Genomic DNA, 13,445 nt, shown 5'->3' on the forward strand with positions numbered 1-13,445 from the left:
TTTTAGGTCCAATTTCTTACGATATAAGAAATTGGACCTTTCATTTTCCAGCAACATCCAAATTTTAATAATCCTTTATAATTCTTTAGAAATTCTTTACCTTTTCTTTCTTCCTAATTAAGCATTCCTTTTTACAATATTATTATCGATGTCATAATAGGAGGATCGCTTATGCAATTCTTAAAAAAATTCGCTATTTTATTATTATCTTTTTTTATTACCGCACTTATCGTTTTATATTTTTACCTTTATGTAAATGGCCCAATTATTCAAGCTAAATCAGCTATTTTAATAGATGCTCATTCTGGTGAAGTTGTTTATAAAAAAAATGAAGAAACTCCTATACAATCAGCTACTTTATCTAAATTAATGACTGAATATATCACACTGGAACAACTAAATGAAGGAACTATACAGTTAGATGAAGTAGTAAAAATAAGTAACGAAGTTTTCCGAGCAGAAACGAGTCCTATACAAGTAACTTCGAAAGATAAAACGACGGTTCGTGATTTACTTCATACACTGTTATTGACAGGAAATAATCGTTCCGCACTTGCTCTTGCAGAACACATCGCTGGAAACGAAGATAAATTCACACAGTTAATGAATGAAAAAGCAAAACACCTAAAGTTATCACAATCATCTCCGTTTCTAAACGCTACTGGAATGAATAACGATACAAATAAACTTTCAACTACAACAGCAATTGAAGTTGCTAAACTAGCAACACAATTAGTAACAGACTTTCCAGATGTACTGAACGTTACAAAACTAACCTCTTACCAGTTCACCTTCAAAGATACGAAAGTTTTCAACACCAATAAAATGATTTATTCCCTTAATAAAAACATTAAACACCAAGGTGTTGATGGCTTACAAACTAGTTTTTCAACTAATGGTAATTATAGTTTTGTCAGTACAGCAAAACGAGGAGATACTAGACTTATTTCAGTAATATTAGACGCCGAAAATGAAAACAGTACTTTTATTGAAACAAAAAAGTTACTTCAGTACGGCTTTGATCCTTCTTCATACTCTGCACTCCAAGCGTTTAAAGATGCTGTTACATCTTGGGCAGTTTTGCTTCAGTTTAAAAATTTGATTATACAAACATTGTTAATTTTCTTCATTATAACAATTTTAATGTTCTTACATATACGTCAGAAAAAATCCGAGGATTTCAACTAGGAAATCTTCTTATATATATAAAACAGCTTGCATTTTCAGTGCAAGCTGTTTTATAAATCTATAGTCCTCTCCCAATTAAACTCGCTGAAACAGGCTGAAGATTTAACTCCCTCGCCCATATAGATAACTGACCGATATGGTGAATTTCATGTACAATTACGTGCCTTAAGACCTCACCATATGTATATGTTTTATCTGTCCATGAAGCTTTTAATATTTTACCTTCTAAGTTAGCTGACCATACTTGTAAAAAATCTTCTATTTCTCTTTTATATAAATCAGATAACGCTTTCACTTTTTGGATAGATTGATACTCTTTAAACTGCGGTGCCCGATCTTCTTTTTCTTGAAGCGCATTAATCCAGCTATACTCAACATCAACAATATGAAATAATGTTTCTAAAATACTTCCAACACCACCAACACGTTTGCGGAGTAATTCTTCCTCTGAAAGTTGCTCACACCACTTAAACCAATCATCTCTTACTTGCCAATTGTATCGAAATAAAGTGTACACGTTTATCCCTCCCCTACCTCAATTATCCACTTAATAGCATCTATCATATAATGTGGTTCATCTTTTTGAATATAATGACCACTTTGTTCTGCAATTATTAGTTTATTTTTGTTTGATAATCTTAATAATTCTTCTTGCAATTGTAACCATTTTATTTGTGCATCTTGCGAATAAAAAGCTTTTTTACCAGCAGCTAACACGACGAGTGGAATATCTCTCGTCGACTGACAATGTTTATCTGCTTCACCTAGACTAAACATAAACTCTTCATAAGAACTTTCATGTACAAATTGTTTATAGTAAGCTTCTTGAAATTCAGGAGACATGATCGGCAAAAAAGCTTCTTTATAATTTTCTGGTGTCGAATCAACTAAAACTACTCCCATCATATTCTCGGGATAAAAAGTCGTAAATAAACGTGCATTTATACCGCCAAAAGAATGTCCTATGAAAATATAAGGCGGTTTCAGTTGCAATTTCTCTAAGCAACTTCTTAATTCTTTTATCATTTCAGAACTAATACGTCGTTTGGAACTAACCCCACTTTTCCCCAATCCCGCTCGATCATATGTAAGTACAGTCCCAAATTCAGTCAGTTCTTCAGCAATATGCTCCCATGCCTTTGAATAATCGCCATAACCTGCATCCATTATAATAACTGGCTGCAACTTCTTTCCTTGAAATACTCTTGAATACATTCTAAAATCATCAACTTGTACATATTTTTCTATACTTTTAACCATCGACGATCACTTCTCTTCGATTAAGTTCCTCTTCAATTTGATTAATTATTTCATCTACAGATAAAGATCCATCCAAAACAATATCTGAATTTGGCTTTACAGTATGAAGCGCCTCCAAATAAGCTTTTCTAGCATATGTTATATAATGCTTTAAATCATTATGTATTTCACTCCTTGTATCTTCCTTAAAATCTCGCAAAATTCTTCTAGCCATCGCAATATCTAAAGGCGTATCTATAAATATAGTTACATCAATAAATTGCCGCATTTCACTATTTAAGTATGCAAAAGGATAATCTACAATAATATAATCTACATTACTATCTCGTATAAAATGCTGAATATCCTTAATTAATGGTTTGAGTACCCATTCATCATAATTTGCTCCATCATCAATCCATTTACAAATATCTGCAGGACAGTTATCAAAGTGGTAGCTATCAAAATATAGAGCTTTTGAATTTATTAACTTATAAGTTAATCTTTCTGTAACAGTAGTTTTACCTCCCCCTGAAACAGCTGCAATTGTAATGATTTTCGTCTTTTTATTCATAATTTTCCCCCAACCCTCTTTTAATTAACATAATATAATTATAGGAAATGATTATTTTTTAGCTCTCCATTCATATTCTAACATACTCATTTCCCATAAATTCCAATACGTTTCGCCTACTTTTTTCGACTCTCTTAATAAGCCTTCTTTTACAAATCCTATTTTTTCGTAACATGAAATGGCTGACGTATTAAAATCATAGACACCAAGCGTTACTCTATGTAGTTTTAATTCTTCAAATGCAATATGAAGTACTGCTTTCATCATATGCTTCCCCATAGAACGTCCTCTCATTTTCGTATCACCAACTAGTACTTTACCAATCCTTGCAGATTTATTTATATTGTCTATTTTCCCAAGTGAAATATGACCAACTACTTCTTGAGTCTCTTCATCTATTACTTTGAATGCAAGTGTATTTTCACTTTCTATATATTTTTCTAATTGCTGTTCATTTAAAGGATATGTAAATGCATTTCCCGACCATTGTATTAAAAAATCCTCGGAATCAATCCAGTTTATTAATTGTTTGAAATCGAATTGTTTAAAAGGTTCTAATTTAATCAACTTCATTCTCCTTTCATACACCATTCTATATATCCTCAAACTTATTTCTATATATAGAATATATTCTCCTTTTATACGAAATGAAAATAAAGCCATTCATAAGAATGGCTTTACAAAAACATAGCTCAGTTATGCCATGTTTCTTATGTTAGCAATGGTTCAATTGCTTCAATTTTACAAACTGAAATAATTACTGTAACTACCCCAGCACTATTAGCAAGCTTTACAACATCACAAGTGACAGAAGAAACAGTTCCTGCATAATTATTAGTTCCTGTTGTAATGCGCACTGATCTGTTTACTAACTTTCTCAGCTCATCTCTAATTCCTTGTACACAGCAACAATCGCATTTTTTATTTTGCTCTTCATGTTCTTTTTTACACTCTTCGAAAACATCCCAACAATCATCCTGTTTACATGTACACTTCTTTTTACAATTATTAAATCGAGAACCCAAAATCTCACCCCCTAATCATTTCTATTAATATAGTATGTCCACTAACTTTAAAGTGTACGAGGCAAAAACATAGAAAGGAAAAAACAAACACATGTACTAAATTATCCTGTATATATAAAAACTGACCTCTAACAATTAGAGGTCAGTTCACCTTATACATGCTTTAATTTTATAATTTACTAGACTGCAATCCCTGAATAAACGGAACTACCTCAGGATTTACAAGTGATGATAAATCGCCTAATTCTTTTCCTAAATAAGCGGCTTTAATGACGCGTCGCATTACTTTAGAATTACGTGTTTTCGGTAAATCTTCTACAACGTGAATATCTTTTGGACATAATGCTTTTCCAATATGAGAGTTTACTAAACTCATTAATTCTTTCTTTAATTCTTCAGTAAATGTTACATTATCTCTTAATACTACAAAACAATGACAGACTTCACCTTTTACATCATCTGGTACACCAATCGCGGCAGCTTCTATGACATCATTATGCTTTACAAGAATTGATTCATATTCAGCAGGTCCAATACGTTTCCCAGCAATGTTTAACGTATCATCCGAGCGTCCTGTAATAATATATTGCTCACCATCGTAAACAACCCAGTCACCATGAACCCATTTATTTTCAAAACGTGACCAATATGTGTTCACATAACGCTCATCGTCTTCCCAGAAACTTTTCGTCATACCAACCCAAGGTTTCTCTAAACATAATTCTCCAACTTCATCACGAATCGGATTGCCTTGATCATCGAGCACAACCGCTGCCATTCCTGGTAAAGAAGCGTTAAAGCTAATCGGTGCAATTGGTTTAATAAGGACGTTCCCGAAAATCCCACCAGAAATTTCAGTCCCGCCTGAATAGTTACAAATTGGTACATTACTTTTTCCAACTGTTTCAAATAGCCACATCCAAGGATCTGGATTCCAAGGCTCACCTGTTGAAGCAAATACTTCTAAACTCTTGAGTGAATGTTTATTTACATACTTATCACCTTTTGCCATTAACGCACGAATTAATGTTGGTGATATACCGAGATGTGTAATTTCATATTTATCAACTGTCTCCCATAAACGATCTGCTTCTGGAAAGTCCGGAACACCTTCATACATAACCATCGTTGCTCCATTAATGAGAGAGCCAAATAATAAAAATGGTCCCATCATCCATCCCATATCAGTTACCCATAATACGCGGTCACCTTGTTTGATATTCATTCCAAATCCCGCATCAAAAGCTGCTTTTAAAGGAAATCCAGCATGAGTGTGTACTGTCCCTTTCGGTTTTCCAGTAGTACCTGATGTATAAATGAGCATTAATGGATCATCACTATGCATTTCTTCAGCATGTACAAATGGTTTTTCTTTTTCTAACGTACTCCATGAGAAATCATAATTATGCGGTGTAAAATCATTTCCTGCATGACGCACGATAACAACTTTTTCAACAGTTGGACAATGCTCACAAGCTTTATCTACTTCATCTTTTAATGAAACAATTTTACCTCGGCGTGAAAAACCATCTGCAGTAATAATCATTTTAGACCCTGCCGCTTGTACACGTGTCATGACTGCATCAGATGCAAATCCTGAGAATATTGGTGAAATAATTGCTCCGATCTTCATAACCGCTAGCATCGCAACAACGGTTTCTGGAATCATCGGCATATAAATTGTGACACGATCACCTTTTTCAATACCCGCATGTTTCAAACCGTTTGCAACGCGACTTACCCAGCTATCAAGCTCCTCATATGTAAATGATTTTGAAGTTCCATTTTCCCCTTCATACTGAAGTGCTGGTTGTGTCCTCGTTTCATCATCTGCAAGCCAGCGTGATAAAACCGATTCTACAACATTACATGTTCCGCCATTATACCACTGTGCAAATGGCGTACCATTTTCTAAATCTAGCACTTCTGTATAAGGTTTCATCCATTGATAGCCAACTGCTTTCTCAGCTTCTCCCCAAAACCAAGCTGTTTCTTCAATTGACTTATTATAAAACGTTTCATAATCTTCATAGCCCAATGATTTCATCCAACCATATAAACGCGTTTTTTCTTTATACTCTTCTGTTGGAAACCAAACTGCTTGTTTCAATGTTTTCCCCTCCTTGACTTTTTGAGCAAGAAAGCCCTAAATAGGGCTTTTAAACTGGATAAACAGGATGTTTACGATCCGTAAACACTTGATATTTACTCATATACATTTCGAATCGTCCTTTTAACTCTTCTCTTAAATTGTTCGGATGAACAATACCATCAATGACCATCTCTGATGCTAAATGGTAAATATCAATATCTTTCTTATACTCTTCGCGTTTTTCAGCAATGAAGCTATCACGCTCTTCTTCAGGTAAAGCTGCAATCTTATTTGCATATACAGCATTGACCGCGGCTTCTGGACCCATTACCGCAATAGAAGCTGTTGGTAATGCTAGGCAGCAATCTGGTTCAAAAGCTGGACCTGCCATCGCATATAAACCAGCACCATATGCTTTACGAACAACGATAGAAATTTTCGGTACAGTTGCTTCACTCATTGCGGAAATCATTTTTGCACCGTGACGAATAATACCAGCACGTTCTACTTTTGTACCAATCATAAATCCAGGTACATCTGCAAGGAATAGTAACGGAATATGATATGCATCGCATAAATTAATAAATTTCGCTGCTTTATCAGCTGAATCGTGGAATAATACGCCGCCTTTCATACGCGGTTGATTTGCAATAATACCAACTGGCTTACCATCAATACGTGCTAAACCTGTAATGAGTTCTTGAGCAAATAATTTTTTCACTTCATAGAAAGAACCTTCATCAATAACTCTATTAATAAGATCTTTCATATTGAAAGGAGCATTTTGATTTTCTGGAATGATTTCTTCTAACGTTTTATCGAATTGTTTCGGTTCTTGAGGTGTAACTAATGGAGTCTTTTCTAAGTAGTTGTTTGGAAAATATGAAATGTATTGTCTTGCTTGTGTAATTGCATCTTCTTCTGTCTTACATAAAACATCTCCGCATCCTGATACAGAGCAATGCATACGAGCTCCGCCCATCTCTTCTAACGTTACCTTCTCACCGATAACCATCTCAGCCATACGAGGAGATCCTAAATACATAGATGCATTTCCCTCAACCATCATTACAACGTCACAAAAGGCTGGAATATAAGCACCACCAGCTGCAGAAGGTCCAAATAACAAGCATACTTGAGGAACTTTACCTGATAATTTCACTTGATTATAGAAGATTCTTCCTGCACCGCGGCGCCCTGGGAACATTTCAACTTGATCAGTAATACGTGCTCCAGCAGAGTCAACTAAATAAAATAACGGAACACGTAATTTTTCTGCCGTTTCTTGAATACGTAAAATCTTTTCGACTGTACGTGCACCCCATGATCCAGCCTTTACTGTTGAATCATTCGCCATTACGCATGCTGTACGACCATGTATTTTACCCGTTGCTGTTATAACACCATCAGCGGGTAACCCTGTTTGTTCACAATTTGCAAATAATGCATCTTCTACATATTCACCATTATCAAATAAAAGAGCTAAGCGATCTCGAACGAATAGTTTACCTTTCGCTTTGTTTTGTTCATGATATTTTGGTGCGCCGCCTTGTTTAATCGTTTCAACTCGTTCTTCAAATGTATTCGATTGTTGTTTTTGATCTAACATATTTACTCCCCCTTATACATTGGTGTGCGTTTTTCCTTGAATGCCTGTAATCCTTCTAATCTATCTTTCGTATGGATTACACCTTCATACGCTTGTTTTTCCATTTGTAATCCGGTATGTAAATCAACTTGAATACCGTTTGAAATTGCTTCTTTCGCTAATCGAACAGCAATAGGGCCATTACTAGCAATTTTCTCTGCTATTTCAATTGCTTTTTCTTCAAGTAAATGAGCTGGTACAACAAATTCTACTAGACCATATTCTTTCGCTTCTTTTGCTGAAATACGTCTTCCTGTATAAATTAATTCTTTCGCTCTACCAACACCAATTAATCTTGGCAATCGCTGCGTACCACCCGCTCCTGGTATAATTGCAAGTGTAGTTTCAGTAAGACCAAGACTTGCAGATTCAGCCGCAATTCTAAAATCACAAGCTAAACTTAATTCCGTACCACCACCAAGTGCGATGCCATTTATAGCAGCAATAACTGGCTGTGGTAATTGTTCAACCATTTCCATAGTAGTACGAATCATACTAACAGCATGGCGAACTTGTTCTTCATTCATACCAGCGCGTTCTTTTAAATCAGCACCAGCACAAAACGCTTTTTCACCAGCACCTGTTAGAATAACTACACGAGTATTTGCCTCTTCATTTATTTGAGTTAATATGTTTTGTAACTCTTCTAATAACGCTAAAGATAATGAGTTTGCTTGTCTTTCACGATTTAATGAAATCTTTACAACGTGCGGTGTTACATAATCAACTGAAATATTTTGTAATTGTAGCATCTTCTCACCTACTTATCGTTTTATGTTGAAGCGCTCTATACACATGACTCGGTAATTGGATATTTAATTTACTTTGAATAAATTGACTCGCTCTCAATAACTTCTCTTCATCAATATTCGTTTGGACCCCTAACTTATGGAGCATATGAACTAAGTCATCAGTTGCAACATTGCCCGATGCTCCTGGTGCATATGGACAGCCGCCAAGACCACCACAAGAACTATCAAATGTTGTAATACCATATTCTAAAGACTTTACTACATTCGCAAGAGCCATTCCGTACGTATTATGGAAGTGCATTGCAAACTGTGAAGCATTATATTTCTTTAATAAATGCTCTAATACTCGCTCTACTTGTAACGGATTCGCTACTCCGATTGTGTCACCAAGAGACACTTCATAAATGCCGTATGAAAATAGTTGATCACATAATTCGTCAACTGCTATGACGCTTATATCGCCTTCATAAGGACATCCAAATACAGTAGAAACATAGCCTCTTACTTTTTTCCCTTCGAATAATGCCTGTTTTGTTATATCTTCAATTACAACTAATGCTTCTTGAATTGATTTATTAATATTGCTTTTATTATGAGATTCACTTGCTGATAAAAAAACATTCACCTCATCTACATTTTGCAAAAAAGCTCGCTCCAAACCATTTTGATTTGGAACAAGCGCTGCATATGTAACATTTGGATCCCTTTTCAGCTCAGAAAACACATCATTTGCATCTGCTAATGCAGGGACCCATTTAGGGTGAACGAATGAGGAAACTTCAACGTACGATAATCCAGCCTCTGTAAGTAGTTGAATCCATTTTACTTTATCTTTTGTGCCAACAATCTTTTTTTCATTTTGTAAGCCATCACGTGGCCCGACTTCTTTAATGACAGCAAAATTAGGTAGTTTCAATTCGCTTCCCCCTATATCTCCCTATTCAATTTCTAGTAATACATCTCCTTCATTTACAAAATCGCCTTCTTGCACATTAATTTTCATAACTGTGCCAGCTTCTTCTGAAACGATTGGAATTTCCATTTTCATAGATTCCAAAATGACGACATCCTGTTCTTCCTCTACTGTATCCCCTACTCCTACAACAATCTTCCAAACGTTTCCTGCCATCGATGCATATACTTTCGTCATCATTTTTTCCCCCTTAGTATTGTTAAATCTTATTTTTTAACAAGTTGTTTCGTTACAAAACCTGTTGTATAAATGCCCTCTTTAAACACTTCGTCCTCTAATACTTGAAGTAGCATTGGCGTGTTCGTTTTAATACCTTCTACTTTTAATTCTTCTAATGCATCGTGTAATTTGGAAATTGCTTCTTCACGCGTTTCACCATGAGCAATGACTTTCGCAATCATTGGATCATAGAAAGGTGTAATCGTTACTTGATTCTCCAAAAAGTGATCAATACGTACATTTGTTGGAAGCGTTAAATCTGTAATTTTCCCAGGTGATGGGAAGAAGGTTTTCGGATCTTCTGCATAAATACGTGCCTCGATGGCATGACCACTACGTTTTACATCATTTTGTGTAAACGATAATTTTTCACCATATGCAATTAGAAGTTGTTGTTCTACAAGATCTAAACCAGTAATTTCTTCTGTAACTGGATGCTCTACTTGTAATCTCGTATTCATCTCTAAAAAATAGAAGTTTTTCTGATCATCTACAAGAAACTCAACTGTACCTGCATTTGTATAACCAAGTGCTTTAGCAGCTTGTACAGCAACTTCACCCATCGCTTTTCGTGTACCTTCATCTAAAAATGGTGAAGGTGCTTCTTCAATTACTTTCTGATTTCGGCGCTGTACTGAACATTCACGCTCCCATAAATACACTGTGTTACCATGTGTATCTGCTAAAAGCTGAATTTCAATATGATGTGCATCTGCAATATAGCGCTCTAAATACATTTCTCCGTTACCGAAGAAGTTTTGTGCTCTTGTTTTGTTGCTTTCAAATGCTTTGGTGAGCGTTTGCTCAGTTTCCATCAACTGCATTCCAATGCCTCCGCCGCCTGCGGATGCCTTCAACATTAATGGGTAACCAATTTGTTTAGCAATTTCAATTGCTTCTTCAGCAGTTTCAATATTTGTAGTAATACCTGGAACTACTGGGACATCTGCAGCTTGCATCGCAATACGTGATTCGATTTTACTTCCCATCTTCGTAATGATTTCTTCTGATGGACCGATAAATACGATTCCTTCTTCTTTACAACGAACCGGAAAAGATGGATTCTCAGATAATAATCCATACCCCGGATGGATTGCTTCAGCATTTGTCTTCTTAGCTATTTCAATAATTTTTTCAAGGTTTAAATAGCTTTCTTGGACACGCGGCCCACCTACTAAGTAAGCTTCATTTGCCATTTTTACATGCAAGGCATTTTCATCTGCCTCAGAATAAATAGCAACAGTGCGAATGCCAAGTTTTTGACAAGTTTTCATAATACGAACTGCGATTTCCCCGCGATTAGCAATTAATATTTTTTGAAACATAGTGATTCCTCCTTTTTATCTACATCCTAAATGTCTAGCAATTACAAGACGTTGAATTTCAGAAGTTCCTTCACCAATTTCTAATAGTTTTGCATCACGAATATGTCGTTCTACTTCATATTCACGCATATAGCCGTATCCACCGTGAATTTGTACCGCTTGATTGGCAATACGACTAGCAGCCTCAGATGCGAAAAGTTTTGCCATAGCCGCTTCTTTACCGAAAGGTTTATCGTTATCTTTTAACCAAGCTGCTTTATGTACTAAATTACGCGCTAGCTCTACTTCAGTCGCCATATCAGCTAATTTAAATTGAATCGCTTGGAAATTAGAAATTGACTTTCCAAATTGTTGACGTTCTTTCGCATATTGCAGTGCACGTTCAAATGCAGATTGCGCAATACCAACAGCTAATGCTGCGATTGAAATACGTCCTCCATCAAGTGTATATAAGAATTGTTTAAACCCTTTATTTACATCACCAAGTATATTTTCTTTCGGTACACGTACACCATCAAGTACGATTTCACATGTATTAGAAGCACGTACGCCCATCTTATCGTAAGGGCTTGAAATCGTTAACCCTTCACTAGTAGTCGGTACGATAAATGCAGAAATACGTTTTCTACCATTCTCTTCAACACCGTTGACAGCGGTTACAATAATTGTGTTTGCATACTCTGCATTTGTAATCCAACACTTCTCACCACTAATAACATACTCGTCTCCATCTAATATAGCTTTCGTTTGTGTACCGCCTGCATCAGATCCAGCATTCGGCTCAGTTAGTCCGAATGCACCTAACGTTTTGCCTGATGCCATTGGAACTAAATATTTCTGTTTTTGTTCTTCTGTACCGAAATAATAAATTGGAGAAGCACCTAATGAAATTGTTGCAGCGTAACTTAATCCTGTTCCACCACAAGCACGACCAATTTCTTCAACTGCTAACGCGTACGATACAGTATCGCCACCTGAACCTCCATACTCTTCTGGGAATGGGATACCTAATAATCCTAGTTCGCCCATTTTTTGAAATGTTTCATATGGAAATTCTGCAGTTTTGTCATAATATACAGCTTTCGGTGCGATTTCCTTTTCAGCAAAGTCACGTACCATTTCTTTAATCATTTGTTTTTCGCGAGTTAGAGTAAATTCCATTCCGCTACACACCCCTTATCGAATATTGAGTTTCGACAGCGTGCGAGTTTCTACTACAAACATTACGAATGAAAAGACAAGAATATTAGTTAGATAATTGTTATAATTCTGTCATAATTTAATTTTAAAACAGATTCTGTACTAATGCACAAAAAAATTCCTACATTGTTCTACAACAACATAGGAGTTTTATTGTCGAATTATGTAATTTTTTGTTTAATAATCTCTACCTTTACCTGAATCTGAAATCTCTACTAAAGCTTCAGGATATGGTTCGAAATATGTTTGTCTTAATAAATACTTTTCATCAAATCGAAGAGCCCATGATTTTAAAATTGCAAGTAAGCTACTAAGCGGAATTTTCTTTTCTTTATATTTTTGTATCAAATCTAAAAAATGATCTTTTTCTTGTTTTTTCAGCTTTGTTTTAAAGTATCCAAAAATATGCTCACATACATTTACATTCGATGTATAGCGGGGTGTGCGCATAAATAATTCATATAAAGTCTTCTCATAATTTTCAAATACAACTTCAATCTTTTCATTTTTGTGATTTGCAATAATACGCCCTAATTCCTTTTGTTTTACCTGATTATATGCCATAAATAAATATTTATTATCCGACTGAAACGATACGAGGTCTTTCATATTTTTATTCCGTTTCATCATCTTGTAATATGCGATTGTAAATAACCTTGTAAAGAAATGTTCTCTAATAATAAAATTCGACAATCTACCTTCTTCTTCAATTGGAAGATGCGAAAAATTTTTTATTACTGCTCCGCCAAATAAACCAGGTCCCTTTCCTTTTGCTGGTGCTTTTTCAAAACCAGAATAAATTTTCACATCACGCGTACCACAACTTGGCGAACGATTTTTTAAAATAAAACCATCCACATCTGATATCGTTTGTAAAAATTCATTTGAAAATTGCTCCATTTTTTCAGTGAGGTCTTCTCTTGTAGACGGTTGCACAAGTTTATTCACCCCTTTTTCTTCTACAATGCGTATCGTTTCACGAGGAGTCCCCAATCCAATCTCGACTTCTGGACAAACAGGTATAAATGTAACAAATGGCTGCAAATTTCGTATTGTTACATCGGGAATCATCTCTCCATTATAACGACAAGCATCAAACTCTAAACATTTACTTACAACGATTGTAGGTTTTGCAAATTGTCGCATTTCATTACCTCCTTAATGCTAGTCCGTATAATATAAATTGTACTAAGATTAACATTTTAAGCAA

Annotated in this window: 14 protein-coding genes; 1 reads left to right on the top strand and 13 read right to left on the bottom strand. The window is 35.3% G+C overall.

Annotation, left to right across the window (positions count from 1 at the left end):
* Positions 1-171: 171 nt before the first annotated feature.
* The gene (locus LMD38_RS14305; protein ID WP_016717536.1) at positions 172-1,188 is read left to right on the top strand and encodes a D-alanyl-D-alanine carboxypeptidase family protein; all 1,017 of its coding nucleotides are present in this window, start codon (positions 172-174) and stop codon (positions 1,186-1,188) included.
* A gap of 58 nt (positions 1,189-1,246) precedes the next feature.
* On the opposite strand, the gene LMD38_RS14310 is transcribed toward LMD38_RS14305, so the two are convergent.
* The 13 genes from LMD38_RS14310 to LMD38_RS14370 all read right to left on the bottom strand — a co-directional run bounded on the left by LMD38_RS14310 (position 1,247) and on the right by LMD38_RS14370 (position 13,381).
* Entirely contained in the window at positions 1,247-1,705 is a 459-nt protein-coding gene (locus LMD38_RS14310; protein ID WP_061182905.1) for a DinB family protein, read from the bottom strand.
* A 2-nt stretch (positions 1,706-1,707) separates the two neighbouring features.
* Positions 1,708-2,448 (bottom strand): alpha/beta hydrolase, encoded by a 741-nt coding sequence (locus tag LMD38_RS14315; RefSeq protein WP_061182904.1) that lies wholly within the window; start codon positions 2,446-2,448, stop codon positions 1,708-1,710.
* Positions 2,441-3,001, bottom strand: coding sequence for a nucleoside/nucleotide kinase family protein (locus LMD38_RS14320; protein ID WP_061182903.1), 561 nt, complete (start codon positions 2,999-3,001; stop codon positions 2,441-2,443). The genes LMD38_RS14315 and LMD38_RS14320 overlap by 8 nt, the downstream gene beginning before the upstream one ends.
* A gap of 51 nt (positions 3,002-3,052) precedes the next feature.
* The gene (locus tag LMD38_RS14325; RefSeq protein WP_062822443.1) at positions 3,053-3,592 is read right to left on the bottom strand and encodes a GNAT family N-acetyltransferase; all 540 of its coding nucleotides are present in this window, start codon (positions 3,590-3,592) and stop codon (positions 3,053-3,055) included.
* 119 nt (positions 3,593-3,711) lie between these two features.
* Complete coding sequence (exsK, locus tag LMD38_RS14330; RefSeq protein ID WP_000535567.1) at positions 3,712-4,026, bottom strand: exosporium protein ExsK; 315 nt, start codon at positions 4,024-4,026, stop codon at positions 3,712-3,714.
* Between the two features lie 169 nt (positions 4,027-4,195).
* Entirely contained in the window at positions 4,196-6,136 is a 1,941-nt protein-coding gene (locus LMD38_RS14335; RefSeq protein WP_000806485.1) for an AMP-binding protein, read from the bottom strand.
* A gap of 49 nt (positions 6,137-6,185) precedes the next feature.
* Positions 6,186-7,727 (bottom strand): acyl-CoA carboxylase subunit beta, encoded by a 1,542-nt coding sequence (locus LMD38_RS14340; protein WP_000886752.1) that lies wholly within the window; start codon positions 7,725-7,727, stop codon positions 6,186-6,188.
* A gap of 2 nt (positions 7,728-7,729) precedes the next feature.
* Positions 7,730-8,518 carry an enoyl-CoA hydratase gene (locus LMD38_RS14345; RefSeq protein WP_000939803.1) on the bottom strand — a complete coding sequence of 263 codons (789 nt, stop codon included), beginning with the start codon at positions 8,516-8,518 and terminating at the stop codon, positions 7,730-7,732.
* 4 nt (positions 8,519-8,522) lie between these two features.
* Positions 8,523-9,434 (bottom strand): hydroxymethylglutaryl-CoA lyase, encoded by a 912-nt coding sequence (gene mvaB / locus LMD38_RS14350; protein ID WP_016717531.1) that lies wholly within the window; start codon positions 9,432-9,434, stop codon positions 8,523-8,525.
* 21 nt (positions 9,435-9,455) lie between these two features.
* Positions 9,456-9,671, bottom strand: a complete 216-nt coding sequence (locus tag LMD38_RS14355) for an acetyl-CoA carboxylase biotin carboxyl carrier protein subunit (protein ID WP_001985297.1) — start codon at positions 9,669-9,671, stop codon at positions 9,456-9,458.
* Positions 9,672-9,697: 26 nt separating this feature from the next.
* Entirely contained in the window at positions 9,698-11,035 is a 1,338-nt protein-coding gene (locus LMD38_RS14360; RefSeq protein WP_016717530.1) for an acetyl-CoA carboxylase biotin carboxylase subunit, read from the bottom strand.
* 15 nt (positions 11,036-11,050) lie between these two features.
* Positions 11,051-12,196, bottom strand: a complete 1,146-nt coding sequence (locus tag LMD38_RS14365; RefSeq protein WP_000397274.1) for an acyl-CoA dehydrogenase — start codon at positions 12,194-12,196, stop codon at positions 11,051-11,053.
* Between the two features lie 216 nt (positions 12,197-12,412).
* The gene (locus LMD38_RS14370; RefSeq protein WP_016717529.1) at positions 12,413-13,381 is read right to left on the bottom strand and encodes a YbgA family protein; all 969 of its coding nucleotides are present in this window, start codon (positions 13,379-13,381) and stop codon (positions 12,413-12,415) included.
* Positions 13,382-13,445: the final 64 nt, after the last annotated feature.

This window comes from Bacillus pacificus (genome assembly GCF_020861345.1).
Lineage (GTDB): Bacteria > Bacillota > Bacilli > Bacillales > Bacillaceae_G > Bacillus_A > Bacillus_A pacificus.